We start from the raw sequence: 17,558 nt of genomic DNA on the forward strand, positions 1-17,558 counted from the left end.
CCCCCGGGGCCTGCGTGCCGCAGGCCCCACCGGGCCTTTCCCCGGTTGCCTGCTAGCGGTCTCGCCAGGTCAGCGGGGAAAGCGTCACTGCGGCTTCGGCTACGCGTCGGGCAGTCTCGGTGGTGAGGCCCTTGCGGGCCGAGTCGATCCATCCATCGACGCGCTGAACTCCGGTTTCGCGGTATTCAACGGCTTGGAGCAGCATTTCGAGCTTGTCCGCGTCCTTCGCGCACAACGCCTCGGGGGTCTGCCGGGCTTCGAATTCGTCCACCGCCGCTCGGACCAGCTCGCGGGAGGCGTCGGGGAGGGCGGCGGTCTGGTCGGCGGTGATCTCGCGCGGGTCGGGCTTGCTCAGGTATTCGGTCGCGGTGTGCGGGATGTCCCCGGTGCGTGTTTCCTGTGTGTCGTGCCAGAGCGCGAGGAACGCGGCTCGTTCGGGCGAGGCGCCTTCTTCTGCGGCGAGCAAGGCGGCGATCTGCGCGGTCCGCAGGCTGTGTTCGGCCACGGATTCCGGGTCGCGGACACCGACGTGCCACCATCCGGCGCGCCGGATGCGTTTGAGCAGCCCGAGTTCGTAGCCGAACACAGCGAGTGCGGCGGGCTCTTGTGGCATCAGGTGTTCTCCCTAGCGGGCGGCGAGGCGGAGGGCGTAGCGGAGTCCGGCGACCTGGTTACGGCCGTCACCGGTCAGCACGTCGCCGGAGGCGAGGATGTCGAGTGCTCCCGCGAGCGCGTCTCGGCTGGCGGATCGTTCTCTCAACAGGGTGGGGCGACTGGCCACGAGCGAGTGGACAGTATGGAGGTTCAGCGGTAGATGCGGTGATGACGGGTCGAGACGGTTGACCAAGTGCTGGAAGAGCCGCACGCCAGACCAGGCCCCGGTGTCGTCCGCGGCCATGAACGTGTCGTCGGTCTGGTCGTCGCCGAGTTCGCCGATCCAGTGTGCCCAGTAGTTGAGGTTCGCCAGCTCCGCGCGGGCGTCGTTTGTGCGGGCAAAGAAGTCGTGTAGGTGCGCGCGCCGTCGCCGGTTGAAGCGAGTGCGACCGGTGCGGAGCGGGCTTCAAGCAGTTCGGTGCTCACATCCACCGCAAGAAGGTCGGCGAATCGCTCCTGCGTCAACCCCGCCGCTTGGCGCGCGAGCTTGAGAACGTAACCGGACACAATGCCCGTAGACCGGGAACCCTGACTCCCGGTCAGCGTCGCCGATCTTCCGCCCACGGGCGCTCCCAGGTCTGCCTGATTCTGGTCGAACCGCACCCGCACTCACGGTCCGTTCTCCCTGCTCCTCACCGATCGTAGCGTTGCACTCCGAAGTGGTGAGACCTCTTCTGTGCAGGCGGAACCGAAAGGAAAGCGGACCAATGACGACCGGGACACGGGAAAGCCTGGCCACCATCGTCGCGGTCGACAGCCCGCTCGGGTCGGTCGCGCGAGCTGTCGACGACCTGAGTGCACATCTACCCGCCGCACCGTCGCCGCGGACATGCCCACTGTGCCGGGGGCAGGCGTGGCCGTGCAGTCGCTTTCAGGGTGCCGCACAGCACATCTATGACCGTGGCCTGCATCTAGGCGATCTCTTGCCACCAGACCTGCATCCCATCCTCTGGCCGGAAACCCACCCTGGTAGCGACAGATGACCGGACAGGGCAGTGCCAACGCTGCTGCCGCCGCGCTGACCGCCCATCCGGAACTGCAGCGCCTGTTCGATATGGAAGGTGCTGGCTGGCACTTCGTCGCCCTTCGATCTGAGGGCAGTGTGGTCCAGATCAAAGCTGTCCTCGTGTGGCCGGACCGCTGGACCGACGCGATCCTCATTCACAACCACGATGACGCCGGCGGCCTGCGTCTGGACCCAGACGGCGGCATTGTCGCCGAACACTCCGGCGGGATGGTCGAAGTGATCGATTTCCTTCTCGATCTGCCCGCCCCCGGCGCACCTGGTGCCCCATCGCTGGTCAAAGCGCGCGGCCCCGAACTCTGGGTTTCCTCCCGGAATAGACCGCGTACAGTAGGCACTTGCGTGAGCCTAGATCTGGGACCTTTCAAGCGGTGCTGGCCATACTCAACTTGCCGACACTTGAAATACTGTCCATCGCGCTCGGATTCCACTCCGAGCACCTTTACAACATCCTTTGCGGTGGAATGCCATTACCTAGCGACGACCAATCTGTAAAATACGAGAGCCTAGCGCAGCGAATCGAAGTCGCCATCGGACTGCTTCTGCACGTCGCGGCCAGGATCGACGGGTGTCGATGGCAGCACCCGCGACCTGCTGGAGATCCAACTGAGTCCAAGCGTCTACCAGCACCGCAAGACTGACAGCCGCCACGAGCCATCCGATGCTGCACCAGCCAGCGCAGCGCTCGTGCCGGTGCATCCGCCCAGCGGACTGTGGACGCAGTAGGCCTCGCTGACAAACAGGGGCCCGTAGTCAAGCAGTTAGACAAGCACGCGAACGAAATCAGGGGCCACCGAAAGCTTCGGTGGCCCCTGACCTGCGTCGGGGTGACAGGATTTGAACCTGCGACCTCTTCGTCCCGAACGAAGCGCGCTACCAAGCTGCGCCACACCCCGATAGTGGAACGAGGAGAAGTCTAACGGACGCGGGCGCTGGCTCCGAACCGGGCTCCCCTTGTGCCTTCCAGGAGCGGGTCTGTGCTGGTCAGGCGGGGTACGAGGGTCAGCAGGCTGGCCTCGGGCGGGCAGGCGAAGCGGACGGGGGCGTAGGGGGAGGTTCCCAGGCCCGCTGAGACGTGCAGCCACGTGTGGGCGCCCCAGCGGGAGCTGCCCCGGGCGCGGCCGCGGTCGAGTTCGCAGTTGGTGACGATGGCGCCGTAGCCGGGGATGCGGAGTTGGCCGCCGTGGGTGTGGCCCGCCAGGACCAGGTCGTAGCCGTCCTCGGCGAAGCGGTCCAGGACGCGCGGTTCCGGGGAGTGGGTGACGCCGAGGCGCAGGGTCGCCTGGCGGTCGGGCTTGCCCGCGATCTCGTCGTAGCGGTCGCGGCGCAGGTGCGGGTCGTCGACACCGGCGGCGGCGATGGTGCGGCCGTCGACGGTGAACAGGGTGCGGTTGTGCGTGAGGTCGATCCAGCCGCGCTCGAGCATGGCGGCGCGCAGGTCCTTCCAGGGCAGCGGGATGCCGTGGATGCGCTTGTTCGACGGGAACAGGTACCGCGCCGGGTTCTTCGGCTTGGGCGCGTAGTAGTCGTTGCTGCCGAAGACGAACACGCCTGGCCGGTTGAGCAGGGGCCCGAGCGCGCGGACGACGGCGGGGACGGCCTGCTTGTGCGCGAGGTTGTCGCCGGTGTTGACGACCAGGTCGGGGTTGAGCTCGTCGAGCGCGGCGACCCAGCGCTGCTTCGACTTCTGGCCGGGCAGCATGTGCAGGTCGGAGATGTGCAGGATGCGCAGCGGACGGGCCCCCTCGGCGAGCACCGGCAGCGTCGCCTGGCGCAGGGTCCACCGGGTCCGTTCATAACCGGCCGCGTAGGCGATGGTCGCCGCGCCGAGCGCGGTCGTCCCGATGGCGATGCGACCGAGGGTCCTCACTGCGTCACTCACACCCACGAGCGTACGGGTTCAGCGCGACCGCACCGCACGATCAGTACTGTTCCCCTCATGGCCGAGCTGAAGAACCGACTCCAGGCAGACCTCACGACCGCGCTCAAGAACCGGGAGAAGACCCGGCTCGCGACCCTGCGCATGGCGCTGTCGGCGGTCACCAACGAGGAGGTCGCGGGCAAGGAGGCCCGCCAGTTGACCGACGACGAGGTGCTCAAGGTGCTGGCCCGCGAGGTCCGCAAGCGCAAGGAGGCCTCGGAGGCCTTCGCCGGTGCCGGTCGGGCCGAGCAGGCGCAGCTCGAACTGGACGAGGCCGAGGTCCTGAACGCGTACCTGCCCAAGCAACTCGACGACACCGAGATCGCCGCCTACGTCGACGAGGCCATCGCCGAGGTCACCACCCAACTGGGTGAAGCTCCCGGCCAGCGACAGATGGGCCAGGTCATGAAGGCCACCAACGCCAAGGTCGCAGGCCGCGCCGACGGCGGCCGAGTAGCGGCGGCCGTCAAGTCCCGCCTCGCGGGCTGACCGAACGACCTGCGCCGGAGTCGACGCCGACCTCGATCACCACTCGAACCGTCCGGGTGCCTTAGACAGGGCCCTGTGCCACCGCACGATCAACAAGAGCGCCACTTCGCTCGGGACGAAGGTTTCGCAGGTTCGAATCCTTTCACCCCGACGGCCGACCCATGTTCGCGGAGAACGCGAACGGGTCGGCCATTTTCGTTGCGAGGCCCCCGGCTCCCGCGATGCGAGTGGAGACGTATTGCTAGGGGTGAGCGCTTGGCGGGGCGTGGACTGGCGGGTGAAACTCTAGGGATTGCTTGGTTTTTGGCTGTTTCGAATGCCCTAGGGGTGGGGGCTTGATGGGTGTTGGGTGGGGGTTAGGGCTAGGGCGGTTTTTAGGGTGGTTACGGCTTCCTGGAGGGCCGCGCGGAAGGTGAGGGCGGTGAGGAAGTTGATGTAGCCGTGGATGAGGTTGGGGTGGCGGGTGTGGATTGTGGGGACGTTGGCTGCGCGTAGGGCGGTGGCGTAGGCCTCGCCTTCGTCGCGGAGGGGGTCGAAGCCTGCGGTGGCTATGTAGGTAGGTGGGAGGTTGGTGAGGTCTTGGGCGCGGAGGATGGAGAAGCGGGGGTCGGCTCGGTGTTCTCGTTTGGACGCGTAGTGGTTGAGGAACCAGTCGATGTCGTGGTCGGTTAGGAAGTAGTCGGTGGCGAAGAGGTCGCGGGAGCGGCGGCGGACTGTGGCGTCGGTTCCTGGGTAGAACAAGAGTTGGAACGCGGGTGTGGGGGCGCCGGTGCGGACGGCTTGGTGGGCTGTGACGGCGGCTAGGTTGCCCCCGGCTGAGTCACCGCCGACTGCGATGCGGGTTGGGTCTACGCCTAGGGAGTCGGCGTTCTTAGAGGCCCAGAGGTAGGCGCTTAGGGCGTCGTCGACTGCGGCGGGGAATGGGTGTTCTGGGGCTAGGCGGTAGTCGACGGAGAGGACCTTGACTGCCGCGCCGCGGGCTATGAAGCGGCAGGGGTTGTCGTGGGTGTCTAGATCGCCGAGGACCCAGCCGCCGCCGTGGTAGAAGACGAGGAGTGGGGCGCGTTCGCCGACGCCCTCTGGGGTGTAGAGGCGCGCCGGGATTCCGTCCAGGTCAAGGGTTCTTACAGCTACCGGCTCAATGGTCTCCCCCGCGATAAGACGGCTGGACCGGCGCATCTCGACGCGGGAGCGGTCGGGGTCGCGGTGAGCGAGACCGTCGCCGTTGGCCAGGCGGTTGAGGGTGAGCAGGAGTTGGGCGTCGAGCTCCAACTCCTGGCCGTCGACCCGGATAGGCCTGCCTGCGATGAGGCGGCGGACCGGGCGAGGTAGGGCGAACAGGGCCCGTACCGCAGCGGTCTGGATCCGGGGCGGAATCACGTCGAGCAGCACCGGCGCCACGTTACTTGCCAGTAGTGACGTGGGCAACGCCATGTGGACCTCCACCGCGATGGAGGTCGTACGGTCACCCCCACCGGTGGAAGGATGGTCACGTGACGGTCTCTGTGGTGGGTATCGGCGGGTCGCTGCGCGCGGACTCGCAGTCCGAGCGGTCGCTGCGCATCGCGCTCGCGGGTGCCGCCGAGGCGGGGGCGAAGACGACCGCGCTCTCGGGCACCGACCTGGTGCTCCCGTTCTACGACCCCGCCGTGCCCGACCGCACCGACGCCGCGCGCAGGCTGGTCGACGAGCTGCGCGAGGCCGACGGCGTCATCCTGGTCTCCCCCGGCTACCACGGCACGGTGTCCGGCCTGGTCAAGAACGCCCTGGACTACGTCGAGGACCTCCGCGAGGACGAGCGCGTGTACCTCGACGGCCGCGCGGTCGGCTGCGTGGCGACGGCGGCGGGCTGGCAGGCGGCGGTGAACACGCTCACCGCGCTGCGCTCGGTCACGCACGCGCTGCGCGGTTGGCCGACCCCGCTCGGCGCCGCGATCAACACCATCGGCACCAAGTTCGACGAGACCGGCGGCTGCACCGACCCGAACGTGCCGACGACGCTGCGCACCATCGGCCTGCAGGTCGCCGAGTTCGCCCTGGCCCGCGCCTAGCGAGCCCGGCCGACCCCCGCGCTGGAGGTCGGCCGGACCCGGTCAGCGCAGCTTGAGCGCCCGCAGCGCGAAGTGGACCTCGATCAGCGACTGCTTGATCGTCTCGGCGACCACCAGCGAGCCGTGGCCCGCGTCGTAGCGGTAGACCTCGTACGGGTGGTCGCGGTCGGCGAGGCGGGCCAGGTAGTTGTCGATCTGGCGGATGGGGCAGCGCGGGTCGTTCTCCCCCGCGAGCACCAGCACCGGGACGCGCACCTGGTCGACGTAGGTGATCGGCGAGCACTCCTCGTAGACCGCCCCCACCTCGGCCGGGGACCCGCCAAACAGGGCTCGGTCGAACGCGCGCAGAGGCTCCATCTCGTCCTCGTACGCCGCCAGGTAGTCCGCGACCGGGACTCCCGCGACACCTGCGGCCCACAGCTCGGGCTGCGTGCCTAGCGCCAACAGTGCCAGGTAGCCGCCCCAGGACGCGCCGTTGACCACGCAGCGGGCAGGGTCAGCGAGGCCCGTTGACACTGCCCACTCGTGCACGGCGGCAACGTCAGCGAGCTCGGTTAGACCTGGCCGGCCCTCGATCGCGTCGCGCCACGCGGAGCCGTAGCCGGTAGACCCGCGGTAGTTGACGTGCACGACAGCGAACCCGGCGTCGACCCACATCGCGCGGTAGGCCGAGAACCGGTCTTCGTCGGCGGCGTGCGGACCACCGTGCAGCGTGAACACCGTCGGCAGCGCACCCTCCGGCGCGTCCGCGGGACGGGCGACGAGCGCGTGGACCGTGCCGTTCTCGGTCTCGACGAACGCGTCAGTCAGTGGAGCGCTGCCGGGGGCAACATCTCCGGGCGGCGTAAGAAGCACGCGGTCAGTGCCGTCGCTGAACAGTGCCCGGACTGCGGACGGCTCGGCGGCGTTAGACCAGGAGTACTCGACGGTGCCATCGGGCCGGGTGTGCGCCGATCCGATCGTCCCGGGCGGAGTGTCCAAAGTAGTCAGCGTGCCGGTAGCGATGTCGTACCGGTGCAGGGTGTTACGGGCTTGGTGGGTGTGTGCGACGAGCAGCGCAGTGCCGTCGGTGTACCAGTCAGCCTCAACTTCGCCAGGTAGGTCTAGCGCGATCTCTTGCTCGGTATCGGCCTCGACGTCCCAGATCAGGAGTTCCTCGCGGCCACGACGCTCGTGCAGCACCAAGAGCCTGCTGTCACCGACCACGGGACTGAACGCGATGCCGCTAAGACCCTTGCCCTTGCCGTCCCACTTCTCGGTGACGGTAGATCCATCTGCGACGGACAGGACCCGCAGCGCCGGGTGGCGGTTGTCGCCGTGCTCGGAGTGCGCGATGGCCAGCAGCCGCTCGTCGTAAGAGAGCGCGGCAACGCCACCGTCGTGCTCGTCCTGGTAGATCACCTCGGCGTCGGCGCCATCGCGGGACAGGTAGATCGTGGTGCCGTCGTCGTCGGCGACCCCGACCACCTGCACCGCGTCGCCGATCTCGAGGCCTGCCGGGTAGCCGGCCTTCGCGCCGACGACGGCGGGCGCGGCCTCAGTGCCTGCCGGGCGGCCCGCGAACGGCTCGGCGACCCAGGTGCCGAACTCGTCGCCGTCGGTGTCGGCGAACCACCAGATCCGCTCGCCGTCCGGGGAGACGGTGGCGTGCAGGGTGCCGTTGGGGCGGTCGGTGACCTGGCGGTGGGTGTCCGTTGCGCGGTCCCACGCGTAGACCTCCCACACGCCGCTGGCGTTGGAGATGTACACGGTCCGGTCCGGCGCCTCCAGCGCCCAGTCGGGCAGGCTGACCCGGGCGGCGTGGAAGCGCGCCCGCCAGCGGGCCTCGGTCTGCTCGTCGGGGAACAGGTGGTCCGGTACCTCGGCGACTGGATGAGTGCTCACCCGTCCGATCCTGCCAGGCCGGTAGACTGGCGTCGCCCGCTGATCGAGCGGGAAACGCACGTGACCTGGGGGCGGTGTCGCGATGTCCGAACAACCCTGGGCGGAGAACCACCCGGTTCGACCCGACCAGCAGCAGCACGCCGTGGGCCAGGCGCCGGTGGGCGGGTACGTGCTGCACATCCCGCCGCGGCGGCGCAAGCCGTGGATCTGGGTCGTCCTCGGGGTGGTGCTGGTGGTCCTGGCCGGGGCGTTCACCTGGCTGGCGATCGACACCGCGCCGGGTGCCGCGCCCAGCAAGCGCGGCGAGGAGGTGCGGACCAAGGTCATCTCCGCGCCTGACGGCAGCGGCCGGTTCACCACGCCCGTCGACTGGACCGAGATGCCCGGCGAGTACCAGGCCGAGGGCGCCTCGATGACCTACGGGCAGATCTACCAAGAGCGCTACCTCATGCTGTTCGCCGAGGAGAAGTCGGAGTTCGACGACTTCGCGGACTACGAGGAGAGCGCCATCATGCTCATGGCGAACCTCCCGTCCGAGTCGACCAGGGTCGGCGACCGGGAACCCGTCCGGATCGGCAAGCTGTCCGGGGCGCGCTACGAGGTCACCGGGGTGTTCGACGGCGAGCCCTGCGTCTTCTGGTTCACCGTCATCGAGGGCCAGCGCCGGTACTACCAGGTCATGACCTGGACGCTGGCGTCGCGCCGGGACTCGGCGGAGCCCGCGTTGGCCGAGGTCGTGGCCACCTTCGAGGAGTAGGCGTCACCCCGGCCCGCCGCGGGTACCCGGGCCGCATGGCGACCTACCGCGCGGGCACGAGGGTGAAGTGGAAGTGGGGCACCGGCTGGGCCGAGGCGAAGGTCGTCTCCGCGCACCGGGAGACCACCACGCGCACCCTCAAGGGCGAGGAGATCACCCGCCACGGCACCGAGGACAACCCCGCGTACGTGCTCGAGCAGGACGACGGCGCGCGGGTGCTCAAGCTGCACAGCGAACTGTCCCGCGAGTAGCCAGTTCGACCGAAGTCCGCGCAGGTCAGAGGGCACGATTCGAACACTTGTGTCATACCTCGGCGGTAGAATGGAGATCGACACCGACCGAGGGAGAGCCGCATGGGTACGACGGCACAGCAGGTGGACGGGCAGGCGGGCGCGGTGGTGACGAGCGCGACCGCGTTCGCCGAGTACGCGGCGGGCGGGCGGGCCAGGCGCACCGAGATCGTGGTGTCGGCGCACGAGCGGGAGGGCGTCCCCGACCACTACGGCCGGGTGTTCTACCAGCCGATCCTCGCCGCGGTCGAGCAGGCGGCGCGGGCGGACGACCCGGCCGCGGTGTTGGCGGCGGCGGTCGCGGCGGCGGAGTTGACCGGGCAGCCGCGCGCCTACGGGGAGGTCGCCGAGGGCTTCCTGACCTGGTGGCACAAGGCCAGGCTCACGGCGGTGGACTGCGGCGCGACGGTGCTGCGGGTCGGCGGGGTGGAGTTGACGGTGGCGCCGCACCTGGCCGTGCGCGGTCGCTCCGGTGCGCTGCAGGTCGTGCTGTTCCACCTGAAGGAAACGCCGCTGACCAGGGACGGGGCGAACGCGGCGCTGCGGGTGCTCGCGGTGTGCGCGGCCGACCTGCTGCCCGGGGCGGAGCCGCTGGTGGTGGACCTGCGCCGAGCCCGGGAGTACCGGCTGGCGCGCAACACCAACATCGACAACCTGGACGCCTGGCTGACGGCGGAGGCCGCGGCGTACGCGTCGCACTGGCATTCCACTGCGCCGTGATGCAGCTGTAGTAGCAGAAATTCACCCGGCGAAACATCGACCGCGAGGTATTTCCACCTGGTCATGAAATAAAGGGCCGGTAACCCGATCCGCGGTGGATCGGATTACCGGCCCGAGGTGCCACAATCGGCACACGGGAGTCCTAGCGTCAGTAGATCCACAACTCAGTGCGTCAGTAGATCAGGAACTCAGTAGATCAGTAGATCAGCAGTTCGGTGGATCAGTGACCCAGCAGGCCACCGACGAGCGGCAGGCCACCGAGCAGCCCGGAGAGCAGGCTGCCACCCGGCAGGCCGCCGACCAGGCCACCGAGGCCACCGGTCACGCCACCGGCACCACCGGTCAGACCACCGGTCAGGCCACCCACCAGCGGCAGGTTGCCGAGCAGGCCGGTCAGCGCGCCAAGACCCGGCAGGCCACCGCCAGTGATGCCACCGGTCACGCCACCGACCAGCGGGAGCCCGCCGAGCAGCGAGGTCAGCAGGTTGGTCACGGTGTTGATCAGGCCCTGCAAGCCGCTGAGGCCGGGGAGGCCACCCGGCAACCCGCCGGGGAGGCCACCGGTCGCGCCGCCGAGCAGGCCACCGAGGTCGGGAATGGGCAGGCCCGGGATGATGCGCTCCAGCTCACCGAGCGCGGCGTCGAGCTTGAGTGCTGTCGCGTCCCCGGACTGGACCAGGGACGAGCGGAGGTCGGCGAAGGCTACCTGGACGCCAGCGAGGTCTTCGTTGGCGACGGCCGTGGCCAGTGCGCTGTCGGCCGTCGCGATGCGCTCGACGGAAGCCGAGGAGATCGTGGCTGTTTCAGCCTGTGCCAATCCGGCACTACCGAGGGCGAGAACAGAACCCGAGACTGCCGCGGCGACGAAGCGAGCGATCTTGTTCATCGAGATTCTCCTTGTCGGTTGTCCATGTGGACAATCAACTCAGTACCGGGGATATCCGGGGAAAACCATCGCTGATTCGGGAAATGCGCGGCGGATCAATCAGAGCGTGAGGAGAGCCGCATTCATGTTCTGGGCGTCTGGGTGACGGAGGGTGCCGTCGAGGTGACCCAGGGTCGCCAACGCCGAGAGGTTTACGCCCGCATACCCCGACCGCTGGGCGGACGTCGCTCGATCGGGGCCGATTGGCGCCGAACTCGACGGTCGGGTGACAGAACCGGGCACCAGGGTGCCCGGAGGGCCTGACGGCGGCCGCCCCGGTTAATCGGTTGACCGGGCGGTCGGACTCGGGTGCCATCGGGGCATGCAGCAGTACCGCCGGATGCTCGGCCTCCCCGGCGTTCGCGCGCTGATGATCTTGATGTTCTTCGCCCGGATCCCGCTCGCCGCCACCGCGATGGTGCTCACCCTGCTGGTCGCGGTCGGCCTCGGCGGCAGCTACGGCGCCGCGGGCCTGGTCGGCGCGGCGGGCACGATCGGGGTCGCCGTCGGCGCGCCGCTGATGGGCCACGTCGTCGACCGCTACGGCCTGCGGCCGATGGTGCTGCTGGCCACCCTGTGCGAGGCGGCGTTCTGGCTCACCGCCCGGTTCATGCCGTACCCGGTGCTGCTCGGCTCGGCGTTCTTCGGCGGGCTGCTGGCGCTGCCGTCGATGTCGATCGCCAGGCAGGCCATCGCCGCGATGGTGCCCGAGGACCTGCGGCGCACGGCGTTCTCGCTCGACTCGATCTCCATCGAGCTGAGCTACATGGTCGGCCCGGCGCTCGCGGTGCTGCTGGCCACCCAGCTGTCCCCGCAGGCGGCCACCACCGGCCTCGGCTGCGCGGTGCTGGTGGTCGGCCTGCTCATCGTCGCGTTCAACCCGAGGGTGCGCGCCGACCACGAGCGCGGCGACACCGAGCGGGTGCCGCGCCGGGAGTGGCTGACGCCCAAGTTCATCGGCGTGCTCGCGGTCGGCGGCGGCGCGGTGTTCGTGCTGGCGGGCACGGACGTGACCATGATCGCGGCGCTGCGGGCGAACGGGGAGCTGGACTGGACCGGGCTGCTCGTCGTGATCATCTGCACCTCGTCGGCGGCGGGCGGGCTGGTGCACGGCGCGGTGCGGCGGTCGCTGCCCCAGGTCGTGCTGATGGGCCTGATGGGGCTGCTGACCATCCCGGCGGCGCTGTTCATCGGCGAGTGGTGGCTGCTCGCGCTCGCGCTGGTGCCCAGCAGCTTCCTGTGCGCCCCGACGATGGCCACCACGGGTGAGGAGGTCGCCAGGCTGGCCCCGGTGTCCATGCGCGGCGCGGCGACCGGCTTGCAGAGCTCCGCGCTGACCCTCGGCGCGTCACTGGGCGCCCCGGCCATCGGCTTCGTCGTCGACCACAGCTCCCCCGCCTGGGGGTTCGCCGCGGCGGGCCTGGGCGGGGTGCTGGTCGCGGGGGCCGCCTGGGGCCTCGGCGCGGGCCGGACCAAGAAGGCCGAGCAGGTCGTCCCCGTCGGCTAGCGGCAGCGGACGGACAGCAGCAGTCAGACGTTGCCGAAAGCGACGAACCCCATCGCGACCACGGTCACCGCGACGGCACCCGCGACCAGCCACGGACGGCGTCGATCCGGATCGGGCCGGGTGGTGGCGAGCCGCCCGGTCGCGGTGCGGTGGGCGAGCACGATGAGCCCGACGCCCATCACCGCGGTTATGGGCATCAGGTCGGCCAACAGGTCGACGACCCGTGCCAGCAGGTTCTCCGGGGCGCCGGTCGAGCGCCACGCCGAGCCGGGTCAGCAGGAAGACCAGCCAGGAGGCCGCGCCGCGGAGCTGCCGCTTGGCGACGCGAAGATCAGCCGACATGACGACGGCCGGTGCCGAGCGGGGTGTCCCCCGCACGGCACCGGCCGTCAGCCTGAAGGGCTGCTACAGGGCCGCCGCGATGGTCTCGGCGATCTCGTAGGTGTTGAGGGCCGCGCCCTTGCGCAGGTTGTCGCCGCACACGAAGAAGTCCAGCGTGTTCGGGAAGTCCAGCGCCTGGCGGACCCGGCCGACGTAGGTCGGGTCGCCGCCGACGACGTCCGCCGGGGTCGGGAACTGGCCGTTGGCCGGGTCGTCGACCAGCACGATGGACGGCTGCGCGGCGAAGATCGCGTGCGCCTGCTCGACGGTCACCTCGCGGGCGAAGGTCGCGTGCACGGCCAGCGAGTGGGTCGTCACGACCGGGACCCGCACGCAGGTCGCGGAGACCTTCAGGTCCGGGATGCCGAGGATCTTGCGGGCCTCGTTGCGGACCTTGAGCTCCTCGCTCGCCCAGCCGTCGGCCTTGAGCGAACCGGCCCACGGCACCACGTTGAGCGCCAGCGGAGCCGGGAACGGCGAGTCCTCCTGGGACAGACCGGCGGCGGCCAGCGCCTCGCGGACGTCGCCCGCGCGGTTGCCGACCTCCTTGCCCGCGACGGCGGCGTACTCGGCGTAGAGCCGGTCGATGCCGTCCTGGCCCGCGCCGGACGCCGCCTGGTAGGAGGCGACGACGAGTTCCTTGAGCTCGAACTCGCGGTGCAGGGCGCCGAGCGAGGCCATCATCGACAGGGTCGTGCAGTTGGGGTTGGAGATGATCCCCCGCGGCCGCGCGCCGACCTTGTCGTTGTTGACCTCCGGCACCACCAGCGGCACGTCGTCGTCCATCCGGAACGCGCCGGAGTTGTCGACGGCCACCGCGCCGCGCTCGGCGGCGATGGGTGCCCAGTGCGCCGAGACCTCGTCCGGCACGTCGAACATCGCGACGTCGACGCCGTCGAACACCTCGGGCGCCAGCGCGAGCACGGTGAGCTCCTCGCCGCGCACGGTGATCTTCTTGCCCGCCGAGCGGGGTGAGGCGATCAGCCGCACCTCGCCCCACGGCCAGCTCTTCCTGCCGTTCAGGATGTCGACCATGACGGTGCCCACGGCGCCGGTGGCACCGACGAGGGCGAGAACAGGTCCGGCCATCAACGACCACTCCCCGCGTAGACGACGGCGGCCTCTTCGCCGCCGAGTTCGAAAGCCTCGTGGATCGCGCGCACCGCTTCGTCGAGCTGGGTGTCGCGGATCAGCACGGAGATGCGGATCTCCGAGGTGTTGATGATCTCGATGTTGACCCCCGCCCTGGCAAGGGCCTCACAGAAAGTCGCCGTCACCCCGGGGTGCGAGCGCATGCCCGCGCCGACCAGCGACACCTTGCCCACGTGGTCGTCGTAGAGCACCTGGGTGAAGCCGAGCTCCTCGCGGATCTTCTCCAGCGCGGCGACCGCGGTCGGGCCGTTGCTCTTGGACAGGGTGAAGGTGATGTCGGTCTTGCCGGACACGGTGCTGGACACGTTCTGCAGGACCATGTCGATGTCGATCTCGGTGTCGGCCACCGTGCGGAAGATCCGCGCCGCCACCCCTGCGGTGTCGGGCACGCCGACCACGGTCACCTTGGCCTCGGACCGGTCGTGCGCGACGCCGGTGATCATCGCCTGTTCCACGGTCAAGTCCTCCATTGACCCGGAGACGATCGTCCCCGGCTTGGTGCTGTACGACGAACGGACATGGATGGGCACGCCGTAGCGGCGGGCGTACTCGACGCAGCGCAGCATGAGCACCTTGGCCCCGCTGGCGGCCATCTCCAGCATCTCCTCGTAGGTCACCCGGTCGAGCTTCTTGGCGTCCGGGACGATCCTCGGGTCGGCGGAGTAGACACCGTCCACGTCGGTGTAGATCTCGCAGACGTCGGCGTTGAGCGCGGCGGCGAGCGCGACGGCGGTGGTGTCCGAGCCGCCCCTGCCCAGCGTGGTCACGTCCTTGGTGTCCTGGCTGACGCCCTGGAAACCCGCGACCAGCACGATGTGGCCCTGGTCGAGCGCCTCGCGCACCCGGCTGGGGGTGACGTCGATGATCCGGGCCTTGCCGTGCGTCGAGGTGGTGATGACGCCCGCCTGCGAGCCGGAGAAGGAGCGCGCCTCGGCGCCGAGGGCGCTGATGGCCATCGCCACCAGGGAGTTGGAGATGCGCTCACCGGCGGTGAGCAGCATGTCCATCTCGCGCCCCGGTGGCACCGGGTTGACCTGTTTGGCGAGGTCGAGCAGCTCGTCAGTCGTGTCCCCCATGGCGGAGCAGACCACCACGACGTCGTTGCCCGCCTTGCGGGTGGCGACGATCCGCTCGGCCACGCGTTTGATCCGGTCGGCGGATTCGAGCGAGGATCCGCCGTACTTCTGGACGACGAGCGCCACTTGCGTGCAACCTCCTCATGCCGGTGCGCGCGCCCAGGGGTGCCCCCGCGCGCGGCGCACTGCGTCTGTCGCGAGAGCGTACCTGCGCCATCTCGCGGTTTTCGGCGCTCATGTGGCCCCCGCCACTGCGCGGGCGGTGCGGCTAGGGTTGGCACGCCGAGCCAGTGAGTCGGGGAGGTTCGCCGGTGTCCGCCACGGACGTGACCAGCACGGCCGTCGAGGCCGATGTCGATGAGCCAGACACAGCGGAGCCGGGGCCGCGGTGGCGGGAGCGGGTGAACCCGCCGCGCCTGCTGCGGCTGCTGGCCCCCGCGCTGGTGTTCCTCGGCGTGCGCGAGGTCGGGCTGCTGGCGCTGAGCTGGATGGCCGGGCGCAACGGGTCGTCGGCCAGTGACGCGCTGCGTTCGTGGGACGGGCAGTGGTTCCTGTCCATCGCGGCCAACGGGTACGAGGGGGTGCCCAAGAACCTGGTCGACGCGTTCGGCAGGCGCAGCGCGGAGACGCCGCTGGCGTTCTTCCCCGGGTACCCGACGCTGGTCGGCTGGGTGCACGACCTCGGGTTCCGCCTGGTGCCGTCGGCGCTGGCGGTGACGATCGCGTTCGGCGTGGTGTGCGCCTACGGGCTGACCAGGCTCGGCACGATCATCCGGGGCGGGTCGCGCAGGGTCGGGCTGGTGCTGGTGGCGCTGTTCGCCGGGTCGCCGCTGTCGATCGTGCTGTCGATGGCGTACTCCGAGGCGATGTTCTGCGCGTTCGCGATCTGGGCGCTGGTGTTCGTGCTGCAGCGGCAGTGGCTGGAGGCCGGGCTGGCCTGCGCGGTGGCCGGGCTGGTGCGGCCGACGGCGGCGGCGCTGATCCTCGCGGTGGGGCTCGCGGCCCTCGTGGCGGTCGTGCGGCGGCAGGACGGGTGGCGGCCGTGGGTCGGCGCGGCGATCGCGCCGTTCGGGCTGGTGCTGTACCTCGCCTGGGTCGGCGTGCGCACCGGCGAGTGGAACGGCTGGTTCGCGCTGCAGGAGCGCGGCTGGGACTCCGGGTTCGACGGCGGCGCCGCGACGGTGAAGTTCAGCCTGGACGTGCTCGCCGACGGTCGCTCGGTGCTCGAGGTGGCGACCGTGGGGCTGATCGTCGGCGCGCTGGCGCTGCTCGCGATCGGCGTCCGGCGCCGGGTGGAGTGGCCGCTGCTGGTCTACACCGCCGGGGTGCTGGTGATGGACCTGTGCTCGAACGGCCTGATGAACTCCAAGGTCCGCCTGATGGTGCCCGCGATCGCGCTGCTGATCCCCATCGCGCTGGCGCTGGCGAAGCGGCGTCCGTCCACAGCGGTGGCGGTCACGGCGGCGTTCGTGGTGACCGGGTCCTGGTTCGGTGCTTACGCTGTGACAGCGTGGGGTTATGCGATTTGACGAGTTGCATCCCCTGATCCGCACCCGGTGGAGCCCACGCGCGCTCGACCCGGACGGCAAGGTCTCCGAAGAGGCGCTGCACCGCTTGGTGGAGGCCGCGCGGTGGGCACCGTCTTACGGCAACACCCAGCCCGCTCGGTTCTTGGTCGGGCCGCGCGGCACGGATACGTTCGACCGCATTCTCGCGCTGCTGGTGCAGGGCAACCAGAACTGGGCGCGCAACGCCGGTGCGCTCTTGGTGGCATGCGCGGAGACGGAGAACGAAAAGGGCGAGGTCCCTTACGCCGAGTACGGCGTTGGCCTCGCCGCCCAGAACCTGGTGCTGCAGGCCGTGGCCGAGGGCTTGGTCGCGCACCAGATGGCGGGTTTCGACGGCCCGGGGGTAGCGGCCGAGTTCGGTCTACCGCCGTCGATCCGGCCTCTTACCGCGATCGCGGTCGGAGTGCTGGGGTCACCGGAGTTGTTGCCTGAGGAGAAGAGGGCCCGGGAAACCGCCCCCAGGCAACGGGTCCCGGCCTCGGAGATAGCGTTCACTGGTCAGTGGGGCGAGCCGTTCGGAGTCGACGGATAACCCTAACGACCACAGAGGACACCACCAGCCAGAACACTGTGGCGATGCCGTAGTTGATGAGCACGCCGAGCTTGACGTCCTCCAAGGTGAACAACGACTTGAAGGGCAGCTCCAAGACTCCCGCGAGCGCCCGCACCTCGGCGGTGAGCGGGTTGGCCCTGGAGGCGTCCGCCATCACCAGCACGATGTGCGCGACCAGGATCGCGGCGGCGATCAGGCCGATCCACCGGACGACGCCGGCCAGGACCCCGACGACTCTCGACCACGCGTGGCCGGGCCGCCGGGTGTCCTGGCCGGACACCTCGGTCAGCGGAGCAGCCGGGCGATGAACCCGGCGACGACGAGCCAGAAGACGGCCGCCAGTCCGTAGTTGACGATCACCGCGAGGGTGGGGTTGGCGATCGGGAAGAGACCGGGGAAGAAGAGTGCGAGCGGTTCGGCCAGGGAAGCGACGAACCGCACGAACGCGTTTCCCGCGTTGGCGCCGAGGACGACCAAGAGGATGTAGACGACCTCGATGATCGCGAAGATCGCGCCGATAGCGGTGACGATCCGAGCAGCGGACCCGCGGGTGCTGGTGCCGTGCCATCTACGAGTAACCATGCCTGGAAAGTGCCCCTGACCAGG

General features: G+C 69.7%; 20 protein-coding genes and 1 tRNA gene. 9 read left to right on the forward strand and 12 right to left on the reverse strand.

The features are described from left to right. Positions 1-52 precede the first annotated feature (52 nt). Together LV79_RS03445 and LV79_RS33685 are read right to left on the reverse strand one after the other, a co-directional pair. Entirely contained in the window at positions 53-613 is a 561-nt protein-coding gene (locus LV79_RS03445; protein WP_253831927.1) for an HD domain-containing protein, read from the reverse strand. Positions 614-625: 12 nt separating this feature from the next. Then, entirely contained in the window at positions 626-760 is a 135-nt protein-coding gene (locus tag LV79_RS33685; RefSeq protein WP_285605684.1) for a hypothetical protein, read from the reverse strand. Between the two features lie 873 nt (positions 761-1,633). Between LV79_RS33685 and LV79_RS03450 the strand changes: the two genes are divergently transcribed. Next, complete coding sequence (locus LV79_RS03450) at positions 1,634-2,173, forward strand: hypothetical protein (protein WP_253831929.1); 540 nt, start codon at positions 1,634-1,636, stop codon at positions 2,171-2,173. 327 nt (positions 2,174-2,500) lie between these two features. On the opposite strand, the gene LV79_RS03455 is transcribed toward LV79_RS03450, so the two are convergent. Both LV79_RS03455 and LV79_RS03460 read right to left on the reverse strand, forming a co-directional pair. Further along, positions 2,501-2,574: transfer RNA gene (locus LV79_RS03455), tRNA-Pro, on the reverse strand. Positions 2,575-2,594: 20 nt separating this feature from the next. Continuing rightward, positions 2,595-3,548: a metallophosphoesterase gene (locus LV79_RS03460; RefSeq protein WP_253835751.1), complete on the reverse strand. Its 954-nt coding sequence runs from the start codon at positions 3,546-3,548 to the stop codon at positions 2,595-2,597. A 69-nt stretch (positions 3,549-3,617) separates the two neighbouring features. On the opposite strand from LV79_RS03460, the gene LV79_RS03465 reads away from it, so the two are divergent. Then, entirely contained in the window at positions 3,618-4,088 is a 471-nt protein-coding gene (locus LV79_RS03465; protein WP_253831931.1) for a GatB/YqeY domain-containing protein, read from the forward strand. 321 nt (positions 4,089-4,409) lie between these two features. Here the strand turns inward: LV79_RS03465 and LV79_RS03470 are convergent, their stop codons facing one another. Beyond that, complete coding sequence (locus LV79_RS03470) at positions 4,410-5,522, reverse strand: alpha/beta hydrolase (protein ID WP_253831933.1); 1,113 nt, start codon at positions 5,520-5,522, stop codon at positions 4,410-4,412. Between the two features lie 59 nt (positions 5,523-5,581). Here LV79_RS03470 and LV79_RS03475 point away from each other — a divergent pair, with 59 nt between their 5' ends. Next, positions 5,582-6,139: an NADPH-dependent FMN reductase gene (locus LV79_RS03475; protein ID WP_253831935.1), complete on the forward strand. Its 558-nt coding sequence runs from the start codon at positions 5,582-5,584 to the stop codon at positions 6,137-6,139. 42 nt (positions 6,140-6,181) lie between these two features. On the opposite strand, the gene LV79_RS03480 is transcribed toward LV79_RS03475, so the two are convergent. Then, positions 6,182-8,023, reverse strand: a complete 1,842-nt coding sequence (locus LV79_RS03480; RefSeq protein ID WP_253831937.1) for a S9 family peptidase — start codon at positions 8,021-8,023, stop codon at positions 6,182-6,184. Positions 8,024-8,105: 82 nt separating this feature from the next. Here LV79_RS03480 and LV79_RS03485 point away from each other — a divergent pair, with 82 nt between their 5' ends. The 3 genes from LV79_RS03485 to LV79_RS03495 all read left to right on the forward strand — a co-directional run bounded on the left by LV79_RS03485 (position 8,106) and on the right by LV79_RS03495 (position 9,790). After that, positions 8,106-8,780, forward strand: coding sequence for a hypothetical protein (locus LV79_RS03485; protein ID WP_253831939.1), 675 nt, complete (start codon positions 8,106-8,108; stop codon positions 8,778-8,780). A 35-nt stretch (positions 8,781-8,815) separates the two neighbouring features. Beyond that, positions 8,816-9,031, forward strand: coding sequence for a hypervirulence associated TUDOR domain-containing protein (locus LV79_RS03490; RefSeq protein WP_253831940.1), 216 nt, complete (start codon positions 8,816-8,818; stop codon positions 9,029-9,031). Between the two features lie 102 nt (positions 9,032-9,133). Beyond that, entirely contained in the window at positions 9,134-9,790 is a 657-nt protein-coding gene (locus LV79_RS03495; RefSeq protein ID WP_253831942.1) for a hypothetical protein, read from the forward strand. Positions 9,791-10,010: 220 nt separating this feature from the next. Here the strand turns inward: LV79_RS03495 and LV79_RS03500 are convergent, their stop codons facing one another. Next, positions 10,011-10,676 (reverse strand): hypothetical protein, encoded by a 666-nt coding sequence (locus LV79_RS03500; RefSeq protein ID WP_253831944.1) that lies wholly within the window; start codon positions 10,674-10,676, stop codon positions 10,011-10,013. Between the two features lie 361 nt (positions 10,677-11,037). Between LV79_RS03500 and LV79_RS03505 the strand changes: the two genes are divergently transcribed. Next, the gene (locus LV79_RS03505; protein ID WP_253831946.1) at positions 11,038-12,222 is read left to right on the forward strand and encodes an MFS transporter; all 1,185 of its coding nucleotides are present in this window, start codon (positions 11,038-11,040) and stop codon (positions 12,220-12,222) included. Positions 12,223-12,245: 23 nt separating this feature from the next. Here the strand turns inward: LV79_RS03505 and LV79_RS03510 are convergent, their stop codons facing one another. The 3 genes from LV79_RS03510 to LV79_RS03520 all read right to left on the reverse strand — a co-directional run bounded on the left by LV79_RS03510 (position 12,246) and on the right by LV79_RS03520 (position 14,957). Further along, positions 12,246-12,419 carry a hypothetical protein gene (locus LV79_RS03510; RefSeq protein WP_253831948.1) on the reverse strand — a complete coding sequence of 58 codons (174 nt, stop codon included), beginning with the start codon at positions 12,417-12,419 and terminating at the stop codon, positions 12,246-12,248. Positions 12,420-12,627: 208 nt separating this feature from the next. Beyond that, positions 12,628-13,692, reverse strand: a complete 1,065-nt coding sequence (locus LV79_RS03515; RefSeq protein WP_253831950.1) for an aspartate-semialdehyde dehydrogenase — start codon at positions 13,690-13,692, stop codon at positions 12,628-12,630. After that, positions 13,692-14,957, reverse strand: coding sequence for an aspartate kinase (locus LV79_RS03520; RefSeq protein ID WP_253831953.1), 1,266 nt, complete (start codon positions 14,955-14,957; stop codon positions 13,692-13,694). The genes LV79_RS03515 and LV79_RS03520 overlap by 1 nt, the downstream gene beginning before the upstream one ends. A 185-nt stretch (positions 14,958-15,142) precedes the next feature. On the opposite strand from LV79_RS03520, the gene LV79_RS03525 reads away from it, so the two are divergent. Beyond that, the gene (locus LV79_RS03525; protein WP_253831955.1) at positions 15,143-16,360 is read left to right on the forward strand and encodes a putative hexosyltransferase; all 1,218 of its coding nucleotides are present in this window, start codon (positions 15,143-15,145) and stop codon (positions 16,358-16,360) included. Then, a complete protein-coding gene (locus LV79_RS03530) occupies positions 16,350-16,931 on the forward strand; it encodes a nitroreductase family protein (protein WP_253831957.1) in 582 nt (193 codons plus the stop codon). The genes LV79_RS03525 and LV79_RS03530 overlap by 11 nt, the downstream gene beginning before the upstream one ends. On the opposite strand, the gene LV79_RS03535 is transcribed toward LV79_RS03530, so the two are convergent. Together LV79_RS03535 and LV79_RS03540 are read right to left on the reverse strand one after the other, a co-directional pair. Then, on the reverse strand, positions 16,891-17,232 hold the full coding sequence (locus LV79_RS03535; RefSeq protein ID WP_253831959.1) for a hypothetical protein: 342 nt from the start codon (positions 17,230-17,232) through the stop codon (positions 16,891-16,893). The two genes, LV79_RS03530 and LV79_RS03535, sit on opposite strands and share 41 nt — an antisense overlap. Before the next feature lie 5 nt (positions 17,233-17,237). Continuing rightward, positions 17,238-17,534, reverse strand: coding sequence for a hypothetical protein (locus LV79_RS03540; RefSeq protein ID WP_253831962.1), 297 nt, complete (start codon positions 17,532-17,534; stop codon positions 17,238-17,240). Between the last annotated feature and the right edge of the window lie 24 nt (positions 17,535-17,558).

The sequence above is a fragment of the Actinokineospora globicatena genome (assembly GCF_024171945.1).
Lineage (GTDB): Bacteria > Actinomycetota > Actinomycetes > Mycobacteriales > Pseudonocardiaceae > Actinokineospora > Actinokineospora globicatena.

Excerpts from the sequence above, each read along its gene's own strand:
- LV79_RS03470 (WP_253831933.1), bottom strand. The coding sequence starts at position 5,522 with ATGGCGTTGCCCACGTCACTACTGGCAAGTAACGTGGCGCCGGTGCTG.
- LV79_RS03515 (WP_253831950.1), bottom strand. The coding sequence starts at position 13,692 with ATGGCCGGACCTGTTCTCGCCCTCGTCGGTGCCACCGGCGCCGTGGGC.
- LV79_RS03500 (WP_253831944.1), bottom strand. The coding sequence starts at position 10,676 with ATGAACAAGATCGCTCGCTTCGTCGCCGCGGCAGTCTCGGGTTCTGTT.
- LV79_RS03495 (WP_253831942.1), top strand. The coding sequence starts at position 9,134 with ATGGGTACGACGGCACAGCAGGTGGACGGGCAGGCGGGCGCGGTGGTG.
- LV79_RS03530 (WP_253831957.1), top strand. The coding sequence starts at position 16,350 with ATGCGATTTGACGAGTTGCATCCCCTGATCCGCACCCGGTGGAGCCCA.
- LV79_RS03485 (WP_253831939.1), top strand. The coding sequence starts at position 8,106 with ATGTCCGAACAACCCTGGGCGGAGAACCACCCGGTTCGACCCGACCAG.
- LV79_RS03450 (WP_253831929.1), top strand. The coding sequence starts at position 1,634 with ATGACCGGACAGGGCAGTGCCAACGCTGCTGCCGCCGCGCTGACCGCC.
- LV79_RS03510 (WP_253831948.1), bottom strand. The coding sequence starts at position 12,419 with ATGCCCATAACCGCGGTGATGGGCGTCGGGCTCATCGTGCTCGCCCAC.
- LV79_RS03490 (WP_253831940.1), top strand. The coding sequence starts at position 8,816 with ATGGCGACCTACCGCGCGGGCACGAGGGTGAAGTGGAAGTGGGGCACC.
- LV79_RS03505 (WP_253831946.1), top strand. The coding sequence starts at position 11,038 with ATGCAGCAGTACCGCCGGATGCTCGGCCTCCCCGGCGTTCGCGCGCTG.
- LV79_RS03465 (WP_253831931.1), top strand. The coding sequence starts at position 3,618 with ATGGCCGAGCTGAAGAACCGACTCCAGGCAGACCTCACGACCGCGCTC.
- LV79_RS03540 (WP_253831962.1), bottom strand. The coding sequence starts at position 17,534 with ATGGTTACTCGTAGATGGCACGGCACCAGCACCCGCGGGTCCGCTGCT.
- LV79_RS03445 (WP_253831927.1), bottom strand. The coding sequence starts at position 613 with ATGCCACAAGAGCCCGCCGCACTCGCTGTGTTCGGCTACGAACTCGGG.